At 66.7% G+C, this 19064-nt stretch carries 18 protein-coding genes, 1 tRNA gene and 1 pseudogene; 4 read left to right on the top strand and 16 right to left on the bottom strand.

The features are described 5' to 3' along the window. From N5K27_RS01865 to N5K27_RS01845, 5 genes and pseudogenes are all read right to left on the bottom strand, one after another. A pseudogene (locus tag N5K27_RS01865) lies at window positions 1-228 on the bottom strand (hypothetical protein); the annotation flags it as partial. Between the two features lie 389 nt (window positions 229-617). After that, window positions 618-1232, bottom strand: a complete 615-nt coding sequence (locus N5K27_RS01860) for a glutathione S-transferase family protein (protein ID WP_279814199.1) — start codon at window positions 1230-1232, stop codon at window positions 618-620. A gap of 14 nt (window positions 1233-1246) precedes the next feature. Then, window positions 1247-2317 (bottom strand): phenylacetaldoxime dehydratase family protein, encoded by a 1071-nt coding sequence (locus N5K27_RS01855; RefSeq protein ID WP_279814196.1) that lies wholly within the window; start codon window positions 2315-2317, stop codon window positions 1247-1249. A gap of 23 nt (window positions 2318-2340) precedes the next feature. Continuing rightward, window positions 2341-3972: an MFS transporter gene (locus N5K27_RS01850; RefSeq protein WP_279814193.1), complete on the bottom strand. Its 1632-nt coding sequence runs from the start codon at window positions 3970-3972 to the stop codon at window positions 2341-2343. Between the two features lie 35 nt (window positions 3973-4007). Next, window positions 4008-4946 (bottom strand): carbon-nitrogen hydrolase family protein, encoded by a 939-nt coding sequence (locus tag N5K27_RS01845; protein ID WP_279814190.1) that lies wholly within the window; start codon window positions 4944-4946, stop codon window positions 4008-4010. A gap of 117 nt (window positions 4947-5063) precedes the next feature. Between N5K27_RS01845 and N5K27_RS01840 the strand changes: the two genes are divergently transcribed. Beyond that, complete coding sequence (locus tag N5K27_RS01840; RefSeq protein WP_279814188.1) at window positions 5064-5957, top strand: LysR family transcriptional regulator; 894 nt, start codon at window positions 5064-5066, stop codon at window positions 5955-5957. A 15-nt stretch (window positions 5958-5972) separates the two neighbouring features. Here N5K27_RS01840 and N5K27_RS01835 read toward each other — a convergent pair whose 3' ends face one another. The 7 genes from N5K27_RS01835 to N5K27_RS01805 form a co-directional block, all read right to left on the bottom strand. After that, window positions 5973-6452, bottom strand: a complete 480-nt coding sequence (locus N5K27_RS01835) for a VOC family protein (RefSeq protein WP_087839366.1) — start codon at window positions 6450-6452, stop codon at window positions 5973-5975. 159 nt (window positions 6453-6611) lie between these two features. Further along, window positions 6612-6699 (bottom strand) — tRNA-Ser (locus N5K27_RS01830). A gap of 61 nt (window positions 6700-6760) precedes the next feature. After that, window positions 6761-7111, bottom strand: coding sequence for a GFA family protein (locus N5K27_RS01825; protein ID WP_130359474.1), 351 nt, complete (start codon window positions 7109-7111; stop codon window positions 6761-6763). 19 nt (window positions 7112-7130) lie between these two features. Next, entirely contained in the window at window positions 7131-9035 is a 1905-nt protein-coding gene (locus tag N5K27_RS01820; RefSeq protein WP_279814180.1) for a dipeptide ABC transporter ATP-binding protein, read from the bottom strand. Beyond that, a complete protein-coding gene (locus N5K27_RS01815; protein WP_279814177.1) occupies window positions 9035-10498 on the bottom strand; it encodes an ABC transporter permease in 1464 nt (487 codons plus the stop codon). Before N5K27_RS01815 ends, N5K27_RS01820 begins: the two co-directional genes overlap by 1 nt. Before the next feature lie 4 nt (window positions 10499-10502). Next, a complete protein-coding gene (locus N5K27_RS01810) occupies window positions 10503-11480 on the bottom strand; it encodes an ABC transporter permease (RefSeq protein WP_279814174.1) in 978 nt (325 codons plus the stop codon). After that, a complete protein-coding gene (locus N5K27_RS01805) occupies window positions 11477-13696 on the bottom strand; it encodes an ABC transporter substrate-binding protein (RefSeq protein WP_279814170.1) in 2220 nt (739 codons plus the stop codon). Before N5K27_RS01805 ends, N5K27_RS01810 begins: the two co-directional genes overlap by 4 nt. 281 nt (window positions 13697-13977) lie before the next feature. On the opposite strand from N5K27_RS01805, the gene N5K27_RS01800 reads away from it, so the two are divergent. Beyond that, window positions 13978-14943: a tripartite tricarboxylate transporter substrate binding protein gene (locus N5K27_RS01800; RefSeq protein WP_279814166.1), complete on the top strand. Its 966-nt coding sequence runs from the start codon at window positions 13978-13980 to the stop codon at window positions 14941-14943. Between the two features lie 12 nt (window positions 14944-14955). Here N5K27_RS01800 and N5K27_RS01795 read toward each other — a convergent pair whose 3' ends face one another. Then, window positions 14956-15684, bottom strand: a complete 729-nt coding sequence (locus tag N5K27_RS01795) for an OmpW family outer membrane protein (protein ID WP_087839360.1) — start codon at window positions 15682-15684, stop codon at window positions 14956-14958. Window positions 15685-15862: 178 nt separating this feature from the next. On the opposite strand from N5K27_RS01795, the gene N5K27_RS01790 reads away from it, so the two are divergent. Together N5K27_RS01790 and N5K27_RS01785 are read left to right on the top strand one after the other, a co-directional pair. After that, window positions 15863-16777 carry a YihY/virulence factor BrkB family protein gene (locus N5K27_RS01790; RefSeq protein ID WP_087839534.1) on the top strand — a complete coding sequence of 305 codons (915 nt, stop codon included), beginning with the start codon at window positions 15863-15865 and terminating at the stop codon, window positions 16775-16777. Window positions 16778-16815: 38 nt separating this feature from the next. Next, complete coding sequence (locus N5K27_RS01785; protein ID WP_279814159.1) at window positions 16816-17124, top strand: hypothetical protein; 309 nt, start codon at window positions 16816-16818, stop codon at window positions 17122-17124. Between the two features lie 16 nt (window positions 17125-17140). Here N5K27_RS01785 and N5K27_RS01780 read toward each other — a convergent pair whose 3' ends face one another. From N5K27_RS01780 to N5K27_RS01770, 3 genes are all read right to left on the bottom strand, one after another. Continuing rightward, on the bottom strand, window positions 17141-17341 hold the full coding sequence (locus N5K27_RS01780) for a hypothetical protein (protein WP_279814156.1): 201 nt from the start codon (window positions 17339-17341) through the stop codon (window positions 17141-17143). Window positions 17342-17417: 76 nt separating this feature from the next. Continuing rightward, window positions 17418-17810, bottom strand: coding sequence for a RidA family protein (locus N5K27_RS01775; RefSeq protein WP_279814256.1), 393 nt, complete (start codon window positions 17808-17810; stop codon window positions 17418-17420). A gap of 33 nt (window positions 17811-17843) precedes the next feature. Beyond that, window positions 17844-19013 carry an acyl-CoA dehydrogenase family protein gene (locus tag N5K27_RS01770; RefSeq protein WP_279814253.1) on the bottom strand — a complete coding sequence of 390 codons (1170 nt, stop codon included), beginning with the start codon at window positions 19011-19013 and terminating at the stop codon, window positions 17844-17846. Window positions 19014-19064: the final 51 nt, after the last annotated feature.

Below are 19064 nucleotides of genomic sequence, written 5' to 3'. Positions count from 1 at the left end.
TTCGGGGTTCGGTCCGCCCACGTCCTTGATGATGAGCTGGATCTTGCGGCCGGCCACCACGTCGCCGTGTTCCTGCAGGAACAGCTTGGCGCCGTTGCTCATCTGCAGCCCGTATTCGGCCTGCTGGCCCGACATCTCGCCCACGAAACCGATCTTCAACGGGGTCTGCGCCGCGGCCGTGCCGCTCAGCGCCATGCCCAGTACACAACCCCACAAACGTATTTTCATTGTCCGTCTCCTCGCGAAGGCAAGCGCGATGCGCCCTATTGGCTCATGACCTGCCACTCGTTCACACGTTTTTATAGAAAATGATTTTTTCTTGTATTTTTTGAACAAAATTCTCTAAAAACCCACCAAAAACATTCCGGTCAGAGCCACGTCATCAAGCCATGAATCGCTTGAATCTTATGTCTCGACGTTTTTAATGAAAATAGACTATCTACACATGAGCATGGATAATCGAAACATTCCCACGAGTGTTTTCCCGAGAAAAACGATCGATTCGACAAATGAATCACCGTCCCTCTGCTGCTTCATTCGTCTGCCCCAAGCACTTGCATAAACAAAAAGCCCCTGGATCTCTCACGAAATCCAGGGGCGAAAGGCAAGCGACGTCGCTACGCTTCAGTCCCCGCCTTTGGCATGGGGACAAAACCCGGCAACGCCTCGATTCGGCCTAGCCAGGCCCGGATGGCCGGATACGCCTCGAGCGACAACCCGCCCTCCGGCGCATGCGCGATATAGGTGTATGCCGAGACATCCGCCAGCGAAGGGCGTTCCCCGGTGGCGAACGAGCGCCCGGACAATATCGACTCCAGGACCGGGAAGAGCTTCAGGCTGGTCTCCACCGCATTGCGCAGGGGGACCAGTTCTTCCCCATAGACCCGCCATCGTCGCGCCGCGCACGGGCCGAATGCGATAGGCCCCGCCGCCAGCGAGAACCACTGCTGCACGAGCGCGCTTCCTTCCGGGTCCTCGGGCAGCCAGGCAGGCCCGCCGTATTTCTTCGCCAGGTACACCAGGATGGCATTCGAGTCATGAAGAACCGTGTCGCCATCGACGATGACGGGGACCTGCCCGAAAGGATTCATCGCCAGGAATCCGGGCGTCCGCAAGGTCCCTCCGTGCGGATCGACGTCGATCTTCTCGTAGGGCAGGCCGAGCAGGGACAGCATCAGTTGCACGCGATGGCCATGTCCCGAGTAAGTCATCGAATACAGACGGATGGGCATGGCGGGGGCCCCGGTCAAGGCGATGCCACACCATGCCCCCACGCCCGGGCGAAGCGCAGCAGGCCGGTGCCGGCATGGCAGTTCACATATTCGAAAGAAGGCGTGGCGCCGATCACGAAGACTTCGTGCCAGGTGACGACGCTGCGTTCGGCCCCGTACTGCCGGCGCTTGGCCAGCGCGTGCCTGAAGATGTCGAGGTGGCTCTTGTGGCTGGCCGCCCACCGCTCGAGCGGCGCCAGGGAAAGGAAATAGCCGTGCTTGGACGTTTCCCTAAGCTCGTTGCCTTCGCGGTCCAGCGCGACCAGCGAACGCAGGGACAGGCACCCTGTCGTGCCGGCATGGTCCTTGAGATACGCCATGCCCGTGTCCAGCTTGGGCTGCAGATTGGCGTAATAGTCGTCCAGTTGCTCGCCTTCGGCCCGCGCCCAATACTGGCCCGAGCGGATGTTCACCACGTTGGGCGGTACGTCTATCCTGATCCGCCTGCCGGCGCCGGCATCGAACCCGCCTTCGGGAGCCTCGTCCCCATGGGGGGAGTCCAGCGGATCCACGGCCGAAATGGGAAGCCGGTCGCGCATGGCGCCGAAATAGCCGGCGACATACATGGGCTCCAGTTCGCAGCCGTTCGTGCGCGCGATGCCCGCACGGTAGTAAGGTTCGGAGAAAATCGTCTCGACCCGGTCGTAGGGCACGACCAGGGTTTCGCGCCAATGGCCCACCGCTTCCTTTTCCCGGTCCGGCGATGCGAACCAGCCGTTGAATGCGTCGCGGTGCTTCCAGGCCGCGTACCGCGTCAGGTCGACCCAGTATGCGATGACGATGGAATTGGCGACGCCGGCCTCGTCCGTGCACCGAACCTCGTCGAAGCAGTCCGGCCCCCACGGGCTGGCGAATGCCGCCCGGGCCCTGTCGAAGAAGGCCCGTTCCGCGCCCAGGTCCGAGGGCTGGCGCTGCACGGCGATGTAGTCCGCCACGACCGTCGTGACGGGTGCGCTCCACCGGACCTGGAACTTCGGTGCCGCCGGGGCGAAGTCCCCCGGCCGCCGGGCCGGTATCGTACGCGGGTATTCGATATGAAAACTCATGCTGGGCTCACTGATGCGGATGCTCAGGCTCGGCCAGGGGCGCCGTGCAGCCCCGGCGACTCTTCTTCGACGGGCTGCTCGCGCAGGAACAGGCCGCCTATCACCACCGACAAGGCCGCGAAGATCACCGGATACCAGAGGCCGAAGTAGATGTCGCCGGTAAAGGCGACCATCGCGAACGCCACGGCGGGAAAAAAGCCCCCGAAGATCCCGTTCCCCACATGGTAGGGGAAAGACAGCGCGGTATATCGGACACGGGCGGGGAACATCTCGACCAGCGCGGCGGCAAGAGGAGCATAGACCATCGCGAAAAAGACGCACAGGATGACCAGCAGCAGTATCACCATCCCGTGGTTGACCCGCGCGGGATCCGCCTGGCTGGAGTAGCCGGCCTGCTCGAGCGTGGACTTCAGCGCCGCGGCGTCGAAGCCGGTCAGCGTGGTGCCCCCGATCTGCGTGACGGGGCTGACGGCGGCCGGATCCGCGACGTTGTCGTAGGGCACGCCCGACTTGGCCAGCAAGGCCTTGACGTTGTCGCATTCCGTCACGGGCGGATTCTTGCCCAGCAGGTCGATCTGCACGTTGCAGGTGCCGGGCGCGGCGCGCACCGTGACCGGGCTGGACGTCGAGGCCGCCTGCAGGCCGGGATTGGCGTATTGCGTCAGCGCCTTGAAGACCGGGAAGATCGTCAGCGCAGCAAGCAGGCAGCCCGTCAGGATCACCTTCTTGCGGCCGATCTTGTCCGAGATGGCCGCGGCGCACCACATCATGGGCAGGCAGATCGCCAGGGAAATGGCGTTCAGGAAGCTGGCCGTGCCTATGTCCAGCCTGAGCGTCTGGGTAAGAAAGAAGAACGAATAGGTCTGCGCCGTGTAGAGCACCGTCGTCACGCCCATGACCAGGCCGAACAGGGCGATCAGCATGGCCTTGATGTTGGCCCAGCTGCCGAAGGTTTCCTTGATCGGCTGCCGGGACGTCTTGCCCTCGGCCTTCATCTTCATGTAGACGGGAGATTCATGCAGCACCGTGCGGATATAGACCGAGATCGCCAGCATGACCGCGGAAAGCAGGAACGGAATGCGCCAGGCCCATTCCTCGAAAGCCTCGCCGAAGCTCGTGCGGCAGACATAGACCACGAGCAGCGCCAGGATGGAGCCGCCGGCGCCGGTCATCTGGATCCAGCTGGTATTGCGCCCTTTCCTGCCCCGGCTGGCATGCTCGGCCACGTAGATCGCGGCCCCCCCGTATTCGCCGCCCAGGCCCAGGCCCTGCAGCACCCGCAGCAAGAGCAGGAGAATCGGCGCCAGAATGCCGACCTGCGCATACGTCGGAATCAGGCCCACGCAGAATGTGGCGCCGCCCATCAGCACGATGGTGATGAGGAAGGTGTACTTGCGCCCGATCATGTCGCCCAGGCGGCCGAACAGCAGCGCCCCCAGCGGACGCACGGCAAAGCCGACGCCGAAGGCGATCAGCGCGAACAGATACGCGCTGGACGGCGACAACGGCGCGAAGAACAGCTTCGAGAACACCGACGCCACCGCGCCAAACAGGAAAAAGTCGTACCACTCGAACAGCGTGCCCAGCGTGGACCCGACGATGACGAGACGTTCGTGTTTCTTGGAATGCTTGATCGTTGATGTTTGTGCCGACATGATTTCTCCCAGTTCCCCAACGACTATCGACGCGCTCAGTCGGCCACGAAAGTGACTGGCTGCATGGGCGTGGTGTTCACGGTCAGACTGAAAATGTCCGGGCGGGAATAATGGCCGCAGACGTCGAAATCCACGTTGCTGGCCCTGCCTATCCCGGTATCGATGTCCGCGTACAGGATCGTCTCGGTATCGAACACCGGCCCCGCCAGGACCTCGCCCAGGGGACTCACGATCATGCTGCCGCCACGCATGAGATAGTCTTCGTCCGCCGCCTGCATGCCGAAATCCTCGCGATAGAACGGCGGATACTCGCCCAGCCTGATGGCCTGGCACGCGCTCAGCACGTGCACCCGCCCTTCCAGGGCGACGTGGATCATCGTGGGCGCCCAGCTGGCACGGTCATCGGCGGTCGGGGCGCAGTAGATTTCCGTCCCCTGCGCGTACATCGCCTGCCGGAATGCCGGCATGTAGTTCTCCCAGCAGATGACCGAACCGATGCGGCCCAGCGGGGAATCCACCGGAGCGATCGTCGAGCCGTCGCCAAAACCCCAGATGATGCGTTCCTGGCCGGTCGGCATCAGCTTGCGGTGAAAGCCGGCCAGGCCGGCTCCAGGGGCAAGCGTGACGCTGGTGCAGTACAGCGTGCGCCCCATCCGCTCGATCACCCCCATCACGACGTGGACACCCGTCTCGGCACAGACCTGGCCCAGCAACGCCAGCTCTGGACCATCCAGGGTAACGGCACCCTCCATGTAGCGCCGGAAATGCGCCCGTCCGATATCCGTGCGGCGGCCGACCACGGTCCCGAACGCGGAACCCTTGGGATATCCCCCAAGAAAGGCTTCCGGAAACACGATCAGCGACGCCCCTTCCCCCGCGGCGGTACGGATCAGGCCGGCAGCCTTCTCCGCCGTCTTCTGCGGCTCGAAGGGGACCGACGATGCTTGGACGACAGCAGCCTTGAACATCCACATACTCCCGAGGCGACATTTTCAGTGGGCCTCCATTCTCGTGACAGCCTGGTGTCCCGTCCATCCGAACGTATCGAACATCATGTTCTAATAAACTGCACACCAGGACACAAGACTCCCATGCAGATCCCCGCCTACCGCTACTTCCTCGCCGTCGCCGAAACCGGGTCGATCCGGCGTGCCGCCGAGCTGATGCATCTGAGCCCGTCGGCCATCAGCCGCCAGGTCCAACTGCTCGAACACGCGTTTCGCTCCCCCCTGTTCGAGCGGAACCAGACCGGCATGATATTGACCGAAGAAGGCCGCATCGTGGCCGCGCAGATGCGCAACAGCCTGCGCGACATGGAGCTTGCGCGGGCGCGCATCGATGAACTACACGGGCTGGTGCGGGGCAACGTCGGCCTCGCCTCGATCGAAGGCGTCATGACCGGCTGGCTGCTGCCCGCCATCTCCCGGTTCCGCGCCTCGCACCCGGGCATCACCTTCGATGCCCGGGTCGCCGGCTCGGAACAGGTCCTGCGCCTGGTCCACGACGGCACGGTGGACCTCGGCATTGCGCTGGCGCCGGACGAACACGACCCCGACCTGGAGATCGTCCACCGCTTCGTCACGCGCTACGTCGTAGCCGTCGCGCCGGACCATGCGCTGGCCCGGCGCCGCCGCGTCGACCTGAAGACGCTGCTCGCGCAGCCGCTGGCCCTGCTCGATGCGAACTTCGAGACCCGGCGCTGGCTCAACCAGGCCGCGACGCGCCGGCAACTGCCGCTCACGGCCGTCCTCAACCTGGACCACATCGAGAGCATCAAGCGCGCCGTGCGTGGCGGGGAACTTACCACGGTGCTGCCGGACTATGCCGTGACCACCGACGCGGCGGCCGGGGAGCTTGTGATGATCGAACTGGAAGGCGCCTCGGCGGCGCGGACGGCCACCGTGCTGTGCTGCCGGAGGGGCCGGGTGCAGACACGCGCGGCGCGGGCGGTCATCGACCTGCTGGCCGGCTGCGCGCCGGCCTGAGCCGGATATCGCGCGTCAGCCCCGCCGCGCGGCCACGATCGCGGCGACGTCGATTTTCTTCATCTCCATCATCGCCGCGAACGCGCGCTTGGCTTCCCCGCCGCCGGCAGCCAGGGCCTCGGTCAGCACGCGCGGCGTGATCTGCCAGGAAATACCCCATTTATCCTTGCACCAGCCGCATGCGCTTTCCTGGCCGCCGTTGCCGACGATGGCGTTCCAGTAGCGATCGGTTTCTTCCTGATCATCGGTGGCGATCTGGAACGAGAACGCCTCGTTGTGCCTGAAGGCCGGCCCGCCGTTCAAGCCCAGACAGGGAATGCCGGCCACCGTGAACTGGACCGTCAGCACGTCGCCGGTCTTGCCGGATGGATAGTCGCCGGGAGCACGGTGGACGGCGTGCACCGCGCTGTCGGGAAAAGTCTTGGCGTAGAAGCGGGCCGCCTCCTCGGCGTCCTTGTCGTACCACAGGCAGATCGTGTTCTTGGCGATGGTCATGGCGGGTTCTCCTGCATCGGGAAGACGTCTGGGAAGATTACGCCAGTCGGGGATGGCGGGCGGGTCCGCGAACATTTTGAAGCCATTTTGCCTTGGGGCGGCCCGGCGGCAAGAAAAACCCCTTGATCCTCAACTGAATCAAGGGGCTTTCACGTTCTCTGGCGGAAGCGGTGAGATTCGAACTCACGAACGGTTGCCCGTTGCCGGTTTTCAAGACCGGTGCAATCGACCACTCTGCCACGCTTCCCTATGCGGCGCCAGGAGCGGAATGATAATCCATTTTAGCCCTCCCGCCCCTGCCGGCCCGCCTAGAAGCTGGCCCCATCCACCCGCTTGATCTGCAGGGCGTCCAGGTCGATGGACGGCACGCAGCGCAGGTTCACCGCCCGCATGGGCGTCCCGTCGGGCATGGCGCCCCGGGCGAAGGATTGCGTGCCGCAGGTCGCGCAGAACATGTGTTCGATCTTGTGGGCGTGGAAAAAATAGGACCGCAACTGTTCCTGGCCCTGCTTCAGCCTGAACTGGCCTTCAGGCACGAAGCTCAGCAGGAAACCCTTGCGGCGGCAATGAGAGCAATTGCAGCTCATGGCCTGCGTGGGCACGGGGGCGTCGACCTCGAACGCGACGGCCCCGCAATGGCAACTCCCTTCGTACGACATGCTTGGTCTCCTTGTCCGTTCAGGCCGCCTCGACGTCGAAGCGCGGCACGGCATCCAGCAATTGCCGGGTATAGGCGTGGTCCGGCCGGGTCAGCACGCGTTCGGCCGGGCCGGTCTCGACGATGCGGCCGCCCTGCATGACGGCGATGTCGTCAGCCAGGTATTCGACCACGCCGAAGTTGTGGGTGATGAACAGGTAGGCAATGCCCATGTCCCGCTGCAGGGCGTGCAGCAGGTTGAGGATCTGCGCCTGCACCGAGACGTCCAGCGCCGAGGTCGGTTCGTCGCACACCATGAGCTTGGGTTCGACCGCCAGCGCGCGGGCGATGGCGATGCGCTGGCGCTGGCCGCCCGAGAACTCGTGCGGGTAGCGGTCGCGGGCATCGGCGCGCAGTCCGACCTGGTCCAGCAGGCGAAGCAAGGCGGCCTGGCGGCTGGCCGCGTCCATGTCGGGCCGCAGCGAGGCCAGTCCCTCGTCCAGGATCTCGCCCACGCGCATGCGGGGGTTCAGCGAGGCATAGGGATCCTGGAAGATGATCTGGATATCGCGCCGCAGGCGCTTGAGCGAGCGGCCGCCGGCGCGCAGCAGGGCCTGCCCGTGGAGGCTGGCCTGGCCGGAAATGGTGGCCACGCCGTCCAGCAGGCGCAGCAGGGCCTTGCCGGTGGTGGTCTTGCCGCAGCCGGATTCGCCGACCAGCGCGAGCGTCCTGCCGGTGTCCAGCGACAGGCTCACGCCATCCACGGCCTTGACCCAGCCGGCCGTGCGGCGCAGCACGCCCTTGCGAATGGGGAAATGGACCTTCAGGTCGGTCACGCTCAACAGGGTGGATCCGGGCTCGCCGGCAGCGGCCGCCGGCGCGGGAGCCGCCATGGCGGATTCGGGTGATTCCACGACGTGCACCTCGGGCAGCGGCTCGCCCTTGCCCGCCGCGCGGGCGGCGTCGATCTGGGTCAGCCGCACGCAGCGCACCGCGTGGCCGGGCGCTTCCTGGGCCAGGGGCGGCGGCGCGGCGTCGCATTCGGCCGCGTGGGCCGGGCAACGCCGGGCGAAACGGCAGCCGCCGAACGCCTGGTTCAGGGCCGGCACGGTGCCCGGAATGGCGGCCAGGTGCTCGCCGCGGCGGCCCATGCTGGGCAGCGCGCCGAACAGCAGCCGCGCATAGGGATGGCGGGGATGGCGGAAGAATTCCTCGGCCGGAGCCGACTCCACGATCTGGCCGGCGTACATCAGCGCCACGTGGTGGGCCATGCTGCGCACGATGCCCAGGTCGTGGGTGATGAGCATCATCGCCATGCCGAGCTGGGCCTGCAGGGCGCGCAGCAGTTCCAGGATCTGCGCCTGAATGGTGACGTCCAGCGCCGTGGTAGGCTCGTCGGCGATCAGCAGTTCCGGTTCGGCCGCCAGCGCGATCGCGATCATGACGCGCTGTTTCTGGCCGCCCGACAACTGGAAGGGATAGTCGTCCACCCGCCGCTCGGGCTCGGGTATGCCGACCCGCCGCAGCCACTCGACGGCCTTGGCGCGCGCGGCCGCCCCGCGCAGCGAGGTATGGGTGGCGATGGTCTCGACGATCTGGTCGCCCACCCGCATGACCGGGTTCAGGCTGGTGGCGGGTTCCTGGAAGATGATGCTGATCTTGCGGCCCCGCACGGTGCGCATGTCGCGCTCGGGCAGGCGGTTCAGGTCCACGCCTTCGAGCAAGGTCTGGCCGCGCTCGATCCGCCCGGCGTCGGGCAGGAGCCGCAGCAGCGCCAGCGCGGTCATGCTCTTGCCGCAGCCGGATTCGCCCACCAGCGCGAAGGTCTGGCCGCGCGCGATGGCCAGGTCGAGCGCATCCACGGCATGGACGACGCCGTGGTCGCTGTCGAGCCGGACGTCCAGGCGGCGCACGTCCAGCATGGCGGTTTCCGCGGGGGCGTTCATCAGCGGTCCTCCAGCATCTTGGCCGAACGGGCCCTGGCCCACGCCGGCCGGTAGGCCCGGGCGCGCGGATCGAAGGCCTCGCGCACGGCGTCGGCGAACAGGTTGGCGGACAGCACCAGGGCCAGCATGAAGGCGAAGGCCGACAGCAGGCTCCACCAGATCATGGGGTCGCGCGACATCTCCAGCCGCGCCAGGTTGATCATGGATCCGAACGAGTTCATGGACGGATCGACGCCCACGCCCAGGTAGGACAGCACGGCCTCGTACAGCACCAGGGTCGAGAAATCCAGCACCACGGTGATCAGCACGATGTGCATGACGTTGGGCAGCAGGTGGCGGGTCATGATGCGCACGGGCGAGGCGCCGAAGGCGCGCGCGGCCAGCACGTAGTCCAGCTCGCGCAGCTTGAGCGTCTCGGCCCGCAGCAGGCGGCACAGCCCCGCCCAGCCGGTCACGCCCAGGATGATGCATAGCAGGAACAGGCGCAGGTCGGCGCGCTCGGCGCCGGTCTCGAACAGGTCGGGGTTGTTGTCGATGAAGACCTGCACCATGAGCACGCAGGCGGCGATCAGCAGCACGCCCGGGATGGAGGTCAGCGTGGTGTAGACGTACTGGATGATGTCGTCGACCCAGCCCTTGAAGTAGCCCGCCATGATGCCCAGCGCCAGGGCCAGCGGCAGGGTCGCCAGCGTGGTCAGGCTGCCGATGACCAGGGCCGTGCGGAAGCTCTTGACCGTCTGTATCAGGACGTCATTGCCGGTGCTGTCGGTACCCATGACGTGATAGCCGGTGGACAGCGACACGGCCGCCCCCGCCAGGATGGCGATGATGCCGAAGGTCAGCAGCATGGGCGCCAGCGGCACGGCGGTGCGCCGCTGGACAATGTCGCGCCACGCCCCGGGAAAAGTCTGCCCGCCGCGCTGCGCCAGGGCCCCCGCCACCAGCAGGGCCACGACGCCGGCCAGCAGGCCGCCGGCCACGACGCCTACCGCGGTCCGCCGCAGCACGTCTCCCAGCCACTGGCTGTCGGGGTCGGCCAGGTGCGCGCCGCCGTGGCGCAGGCGTGGATAGTCCCGCACCGGTTTGCCGTCGACCAGCATGGATTCCTTGGTGAACTGGCGCACGGCCAGCGGGGCCGAGTAGGTCTTCTCGCGCCCGGCCATGGGTTTTTCCAGCAAGGCGTCGAGCACCGAGCGGGTGACCGGGGAGTAGGCGCGCGCGCCCTTCCCCCCATTGACCTCCACCGATTCCAGCAGGGGCCGGTAGTGCATGGAATCGAGCAAGCCGATCGCCACGAATACGCCCAGCACCACCACGGCGCACATGGCCGGCGTATCCCGCGCCACCCTGGCCCAGGTGGCCCGCAGATTGGGCGTGCGGCGGGCGTGCCAGGCATAGCAGGCCACTCCCAGCACCAGCAGGAACAGCGCGACGTCGGTCCACAGAAAGACGATCTTGGGCATGTTCTTACTCGAAACGCACGCGCGGATCCGCGATCGTGTAGGAGATGTCGGCCAGGATCAGGCCGATGATGTAGAGCACCGAGCCGATGAACACCATGGCGCGCACGATGGCGAAATCCTGGGCGTTGATGGCGTCCATGGTGTAGCTGCCCAGGCCGGGGATGCCGAAGAAGGATTCGGCGATCAGGCTGCCCATGAACAGCAGCGGGATGGCCGAGATGGTGCTGGTCAGGATGGGCAGCATGGCGTTGCGCAGCACGTGGCGGAACAGGACCAGGCGCTCGGACAGGCCCTTGGAGCGGGCGGTGCGGACGTAGTCCTTGCCGATCTCCTCCAGGAACAGCGCGCGATAGAACCGCGCCTCGGGCCCCAGCTTGGCGATGATGGCCACCAGCACGGGCAGCACCAGGAAACGCACGGCATCCAGTCCGCCGGCGAAGCCGGACAAGGGGACGAGCCGCAGGGTCTTGGAGAAGAGATATTGTCCGGCAATGATGTAGAACAGCGCCGAGATGGATAGCATGGCCACGCACAGCACCACGCCCCAGAAGTCCAGGTAGGTTCCCCGGAAGAACACCAGGAGCAGCGCGAACGCCACGCTGGCGAACAGGCCCAGCAGGAAGGTCGGCACCGCCAGCGCCAGGCTGGGCCCCACCCGCTGCCGGATCTCGTAGCCGATGTCCCGGCCGGCGTCCGAGGCGCCGAAGTCGAACACGAACAGCCGGGCGGAACGGTCGAAGAAGATGGTATCGGTATAGCGCCGCGCGCCCTCGGCCTGGGTATTGATCAGCAGCGGCTTGTCGTAGCCGCGCTCGACCTTCCATTTCTCGATGGCGTCGGCGGTGACCCGACGCCCGCCTATGGACAGGCGCGCCATGTCATCGGGCGTGTTGACCGCGAAGAACAGCATGAAGGTGAACAGGTTGACGCCGATCAGGATCAGGACCCCGTACAGGATCCGGCGCACGATGTAGGCGGTCATGCCGCATCTCCCGTGGGACGGTCGGTATGGACGGCCACGGCGCGGTCGCGGCGCCGGACCATGCGCCATGCGGGCACGGCCAGAAGGACCAGCAGCACCACCGCCAGCGCCACCGGCCACCAGACCGGCTGGTTCCATTCGGCGATCTTGCGGGCCCGCAGGGCGGAATCGATCTTCATGAACTGGAGGTTGTTGCGTATCATCTGGGTCGGCTTGCCGTTGCCCACCCATTGCTGGTAGGCGCCGCCCGACTTGGGGAAGTAGCCGAACATCCACGCGGCATCGGTCTGCACGATGGCGACCATGCGGGCGATCAGGGCTTCCTTCTCGGGCCCGTCGTCCAGGTATTTCATCCGCTCGAACAGCTTGTCGAACTCGGGATTGACGTAGTTCGAGGCGTTCTCGCCCCCCTCCTTCGCCTTGCCGTTCGGGCCGTAGAGCAGGAACAGGAAGTTCTCGGCATCGGGATAGTCGGCGTTCCAGCCCCACAGGAAGATCTGCGCCACGCCGCGCCGCATCTTGTCCTGGAAGCGGTTGTAGTCGGTGGAGCGGATCTCGAGCTGGATGCCCAGCTTGCCGAACTGGCGCTGCAGCCAGTCGAACTGCGAGCGGGCGCCGGGCGAGACGCCGCCCATCGCGTCGTAGTTCAGGACCAGGGGCTGGCCGGTCTGCGCGTTGCGGCCATCGGGGTAGCCCGCTTCGGCCAGCAGCCTCTTGGCCTCGGCCAGCGGCTTGCGGGTGACCTTGTCGCCGTCTATGTCGTAGACCACCGGATTGGCGCCGGCGGGCGGATCGCGATAGCCCAGGAGGCCCGGCGGCAGCGGCCCATGTGCGACCTGCGCCTGGCTGTTCTCGAAGATGGTGACGTATTCCTCCCAGTCCACCGCGATGCTGATGGCCTGGCGCAGCTTGCGGTTACGCTCCTCCTGGGCGGGGTTGTCGCCCTTGCCGACGACCGGATCCAGCCAGTTGAAACCCATGTACCAATTCTGGGTCTCGACCGTGGTCGGCAGCTTGAGCCCGCGCTCGGCGTACAAGGCCGCCTTCTCCTTGGAATCACCGGCCGCCACCAGGTAGGCGACGCCGTATTCGCCCCGCTCGGCCTGCGGCACGTCGTAGTAGCCCTGCAGGAACTTGCCCTGCAGCGGCACGCTTTCCTTCTCGATGTTGAAGACGATGCGGTCGATGAAGGGGGTGGGCTTGCCGCAGTCCTCCAGCAGGCCGGCGGCGCGGTCTTCGTCCGTGCCTTCGCAGGGATAGGGTTCGCCGCGGAAATTGGGATTGCGCGACAGCACGTGGCGGCGGTTCTCGCGGTACTCCGTCAGCATGTACGGCCCGGTCCCCACCGGCCAGTAGTTCAGGGTCAGGTTGCGCTCGGCCATGCCGGCCTGGCTGTAGAACTGGTCGGCCTCCCAGGGGATGGGCGAGAAGAAGGTCATGGCCAGCCAGTACTTGAACTGGGGGTACTTGCCCTTGATCCGTATGCGCAGCGTATGGGGATCCAGCGCCTCCACGCCCTCGAAGCCGTACTTGCGGAAGTCCAGCCACGGCAGGTCGCGCGTGGTCGGGGCCAGGCCCTTGCGCAATTCGGCGTCGGCGGCGCGGATGCGGTCGCCGTACTCCTTGAAGCCGACGATGTAGTCGGTCATGTGCGCGTAGATGGGCGACACCACGCGGGTGGTGGCCAGGCGGCGGATGCCGTAGACGTAGTCGTCGGCGGTCAGCTCGCGCGAACCGGTGCGGGGAAAGTCCGGGATGGCGTACTTGCCTTCCAGGTCGGCCGGCGCCAGGTGCCGGTACAGGTCCCTGCCGGCCTCGTCCACCGCGAAGGCGGGGTGCGGCTGGAACCGGATGCCGGGCTTGATGGGGATGTCGTAGACGCTTTGCACCACCTGTTCGCCCGGCACGTCGTCCGGCAGGCGGTTGCCCTGCGCGTCCAGGTAGACCGGGTCGACCACCCGCACGGCGGCGCGGGGCACGAGCTGGTAGGGCCGCTTCAGGTAGTCGTAGCCGTACAGCGGTTCGTAGATCTGGTAGGTGTAGGGGGTCTCGTCGACCGAATAGGAACTGGCCGGGTCGAGGTACTTGGGCGAGCGCTGCGTGAACGCCGTGTACATCACGTTCTCGCGCTCGGCGCCGGCCGCGTAGGGGCTGTTCAGCGGCGTGCCGCCGTCGGGGCCGCCGGGCGAGCACCCGGCCGCGACGACCGCCGCCATCGCCAGGAGGAACGTTCCGGCCCAACCGCGCGCGCCCTGTGCGCCCTGTCTCAAACCCGCAGCGCACGTCAGGCGCATCGACCACCTCCCCGGAGTAGCGTCCTCTCGAGAATAGCAAAAACCGTACCGTTGCCCACACCGGTTTCGTTAAGGAATACCCCGAAACTTCCCGTGCCAGGCATGTCGATATAGGCAACCGGCATATCCCGGGCGGGGATTTTCATTACCCGGCGCGGCGATCCCGCCCTTAGGATGGGGGGTTCGCAGCAAAGAGGGAAATCATGTTCCGCCACGCCATCCTGACGATCTCCTGCCTGCTCGCGGCCACCGCCGCGCAGGCCGACACCTATCCTTCGCGCCCCATCACCCTGGTGGTGCCGGGCCCGGCGGGCGGCACGCCCGACGTCGTCGCCCGCATGGTCGCCGACAAGCTGCGCACCCGCCTGGGGCAGCCCGTCATCGTCGAGAACAAGGCCGGCGCCAACGGCTTCATCGGCTCGGCCGCCGCCGCCAAGGCTCCGGCCGACGGCTACACGCTGCTGATGGGCTTTGCCCAAACCATGGCGGTCAATCCCGTCACCTTCAAGAAACTGCCCTACGACCCCGTCAAGGACTTCACCGCCGTGGCGCGGCTGGTGGATTTCGAGCTGGCCCTGGCCACTCCGGCCAGCGTGCCGGCGGCCTCGCTGGGCGAGCTGGTGTCCTGGCTGCGGGCCGGGCGCGGCAAGTACTCGTATGGATCGTTCGGCGCCGCCTCGCCGTCGCAGTTCGCCGGCGACATGTTCAACCGCAAGGCGCAGCTGGACATGCAGCACGTCCCCTACAAGGGCTCGGCGCCCCTGGTGACCGATCTCGTGGGCGGCCAGGTGCAGTTCGGTTTCGTGGTCCTGCAGGTCGCGCAGCAGCTGGCCCAGGGCGGCAAGCTGAAGATCCTGGCCGTGACCGGAGAGCGCAGGCAACCCGCCGCCCCCGGCGTCCCGACCATGACCGAAGCCGGCTACCCCGACGTGAACGCCACCGGCTGGTACGGGCTGTATGCCCCCCAGGGCACGCCCGCCGCCGTGGTGAACAAGCTGGACGAGGCCGTGGGCCAGGTGATGAAGGACGCCGACGTCCAGCGCAAGCTGATCGAGCAAGGCGTGAATCCGGCCTACGCCGGGCACGACGCGCTGGCCGCCTACACGCGCAGCGAAATCGCGCGCTGGCGCAACATCGTGGCCCAGACCGGCTTCAGCGCGCAGGACTGACGCCGGCGCCGTTCAAAAACGGTAGGTGACGGCCAGCATGCCCACGATGGGGTTGATCTTCAGGTCCGCCTGGCTTTCGATCGTACCCACCGGCGTGCCATGGGTACGCAGGCGGGCACGGGTCTTGACTGGCAGGTAGGACACCGACAGCAGCGCCCCCCAGTTCCTGCCGATCTGATAGGCGGCGCCGGCATTGAGCACCGGCGCCCATTTGCTGTCGACCTCGGCATCGGTCTTCAAGCCGGGATTGGTGTTCCGGGTGACGGTGGCCGACACCGCGCGCTGGAAGCCATCGGTCAGGCGCACGTCCGAATACCAGATGTAGCTCAGCCCGGCTCCGACGAAAGGCCGGAAAGCGCTGTCGGCCGGGCCGAAGAAATACTTGAACACCACGGCCGGACTCCACTGGCGGGCGGAGCCCAGCAGCCCCACCGGCGCCAATGCCTGTTCGCCATTCAGCTTGAACCGGGGCGGCACGCCCAGGACCAGTTCGGCCGCGACGTGGTCGGTCAGGAAACGCGTATAGGTCAGTCCCAGGGTATCCGCGCTTTCCAGGGACGATCCGGTATCGGGTACGGGCCCCGCCACCGCGCCGGGCGCGACGATGGTCAACGGCTTGCTCGAATCCTGGGGGGCGAGATGCATCCAGCCCACGCCGAAAACGTTGGATCCGGCGCCTTGCGCGTGGACCGCCGTGGCGCATAGGGTCCCCAGCATGGCCAGCAGGATTCGATGCCTCATGAATGTCCTTTCCGAATGTTCCAGGTCGCGCCGCGATGCACATTTAACCGGCCGATGGTCGCACATCGGTAACGCGTTAGCAAAATCTACATTTGCGTCGGTTTGTGTTCGGATACTGACGCTGCGCCGCCCCACGCCCAGAATGGAGCCATGCCGTTCCTTCGGAGACGCCGCCGCCATGCCCCTGGGCCCTTACCTGGACCGTCTGCGCCGCGTGCTCATCGTCGCGCTGCTGTGGGACACCGCGCGCCGGTGGTCCGATCACCGCGCCGCCAGCAAGGGCGCGGCGCTGGCCCTGTACATGGTGTTCTCGCTGGCGCCCATCCTGCTGCTGGTCATCGCCATCGCCGGCGCCTTCTTCGGCGAGGATGCCGTGCGCAACCAGCTCGTCAGCCAGATCGGCTCGCTGACGGGGCGCCAGGGGGCCGAGGCCATCCAGACCGTCCTGGCCAGCGCCCAGCAATCGGACAAGGGCTGGGCCGCCGCCCTGATCTCGACCGTGCTGCTGATGTTCAGCGCGACCACGGCCTTCTCGGAACTGAAAGAGAGTCTGGACGAGCTGTGGGACGTGCCATCGTCCAGGACGTCCGGCATCTGGGCCCTGGTCCGCGGCCGGCTGCTGTCGTTCGGGTTGGTGCTGGTACTGGCCCTGTTCCTGCTGATCTCCCTGGCCATCAACGCCGCGCTGGCCGCCCTGCAGGAATACTGGCACGCGTACTGGGCCGAATCGGTGTTCTCGACGGCGGCGCTGCTGGTGTCCAACCTGTTTTCGTTCGCCGTGGTCACGGCGCTGTTCGCGGTGGTGTTCAAGCTGCTGCCCAGTATCCATATCCCCTGGCGGGAGGTCGTTCCGGGCGCGCTGATGACGGCCGTGCTGTTCCTGATCGGCAAGGGCGTCATCGGCCTGTACCTGGGTCACGGCAGCGTGGCGTCGTCCTACGGCGTGGCCGGTTCGGTCATCGCGCTGATCCTGTGGATCTACTATTCGGCGCAGATATTCTTCTTCGGCGCCGCCTTCACGCGGCAATACGCCGATACCTTCGGCAAGGGCAAGCGCAGTATCGCGCAGGCATTGGACGAAATCCCCCGTTGAAGTAGGATAGCTTCACCCGGTACGCGGGGGAGACGACGATGGCCGCGCTGCATCCCTACATCAGATTCCTGGGCAGTCTGCCGCAGTTCGAGATCGACCATCATGCGGGCACCGCCATCGAGCTGCGCAGCGGCGTCGTGGTGGCCAAGTACGAAGGCGAGAAACCGCACCACCAGCATTGCCTGGCCCTGAGCTGGCCGGGCCAGCCGGCCGGACAGCCGGTGCTGGTGTCGGCCACCAAGTACGTGCCGCTGCAGGTGGGCGAAGCCATCAAGCTGGGCGCGCCCCGCGCCGAGCTGTTGGAAGCCAGCCGGCACATCTTCGTCGAGGCCGGCGAATGGCACTGAACCGCGCGCCCGCCTTCTAGGGCACCAGCGGCGGATCGATCCAGACGAAGGTTTCGCCGCGCTGGATCATTTCCGCCACGTCCTCGGGCGGCACCTCGTAGTCGGTGCCCATCAGGCTGGCCGCGCCCGTGTCGTGGATGTGGATGACGGACGGCGGGTCGGTGTCGATGAAATACCAGTAGTACCCGGGCTTGAGGCTGTGGGGGGTGTCTTTCACGATGGCTCTCCGTGTGTGCAAGCGTCCATACGTGAAATGATACCCATCCCCCCCGCGCCGCGCGACCCGGATGCGGTCAGTCGGGGACGACCGCCGTCACCTCGATCTCGACCTGGGCCTCGTCCTCGACCAGGCCGGCCACCTGCACCGCCGTCATCGCGGGAAAATGGCGGCCGACGATCTCGCGATAGGCCTTGCCGATGTCCTCGTAGGACGCGACGTAGACCCGCTTGTCCAGCACGTACCAGGTCATGCGCACGATGTGCTCGGGCCCCGCGCCGGCCTCGGCCAGCACCTCGACGATGTTGGCCAGCGCCTGCCGGACCTGGCCGGCGAAGTCCTTGGCCCGGAACACGCCGTCGGGCTCCCAGCCTATCATCCCGCTGATGAAGACCTGCTTGCCGCGAGCGGCCATTCCATTGCTGTAGCCGCGGGGGCGGGGCCATCCCGCCGGCTGCAGGATCTCGATGTTCGATGCCATGGGTTCTCCTTTCTTCGTTCTTCAGGCCGCGCCCGCCGCGCGCAGCAGTTCGCGGGCGATGATCAGTTGCTGGACCTCGGTGGCGCCTTCGTAGATGCGCAGCGCGCGGATCTCGCGATACAGCCGTTCGACCGTCTCGCCGCTGACCACGCCCTGCCCGCCGAACATCTGCACCGCCGCGTCGATCACGCGCTGCGCGGTCTCGGTGGCGGTCATCTTGGCCATGGCCGCTTCCTTGGTGATGCGCGCCCCGCCGTCTCGCATCCAGGCCGCCCGGTAGGTCAGGAGCGCCGCGGCATCGACGCCGGTGGCCATTTCGGCCAGCTTGGCCTGTGTCAGCTGGAAATCGGCCAGCGTCTGGCCGAACATGCGGCGCGAGGTCGCGCGCGCCAGCGCCTCGTCCAGGGCGCGGCGGGCGAAGCCCAGCGCCGCCGCGGCCACCGAGGTGCGGAAGACGTCCAGCGTGGCCATCGCGACCTTGAAGCCCTGCCCCGGCTCGCCCAGCCGCTGGGACACCGGCACGCAGCAGCCGTCGAAACGCAGCCGCGCCAGCGGGTGCGGCGCGATCACGTCGATGCGCTCGGCGATCTCCAGCCCGGGGGTATCGGCATCGACCACCAGGGCGGTGATGCCGCGCGCGCCCGGCGCCTCGCCGGTCCGCACGAACACCACGTAGAAGTCGGCGATGCCGCCGTTCGAGATCCAGGTCTTGCTGCCGTTCAGCACGTAGTGCGAACCGTCCTCCGTGGCCGCGCAGGCCATCGCGGCCACGTCCGAGCCCGCCTCGGGTTCGGACAGCGCGAAGGCGGCGATGGCCTGGCCGGCGGCCACGCGCGGCAGATAGCGCGCGCGCTGCTCGCCGGTGCCGAACAGGCTGATCGCGCCCGACCCCAGGCCCTGCATGGCGAAGGAAAAATCCGCCAGGCCGTCGTGATAGGCCAGCGTCTCGCGGATCAGGCAGACGGCACGGGTGTCGATGGTGTCGGTCAACCCGCCGTGCTCCAGCCCGGCCACGGCATAGCGCAGCCAGCCGTCCTCGCCCAGCGCGCGCACCAGCCCGCGGCAAGTGGCGTCGGTATCCCCGCCATGGGCATGCGCCACCCGCCGCGCCGCCCAGGGGTCGAGCTCCGCCACCAGTTCCTGGTGCCGCAGCTCGAAGAACGGCCAGGCCAGGTGCTGCCCCCTGCTCAAATTCGATGTCTCACTCATCTCAACTCCACTGAATTACTTTCCAGGGCGCCG

The organism is Pigmentiphaga sp. GD03639 (assembly GCF_029845405.1).
In the GTDB taxonomy this organism is placed as follows: Bacteria; Pseudomonadota; Gammaproteobacteria; order Burkholderiales; family Burkholderiaceae_B; genus Pigmentiphaga; species Pigmentiphaga daeguensis.
Note: the sequence above shows the minus strand (reverse complement) of the source record. Positions and strands in the feature narration are given on the sequence as shown.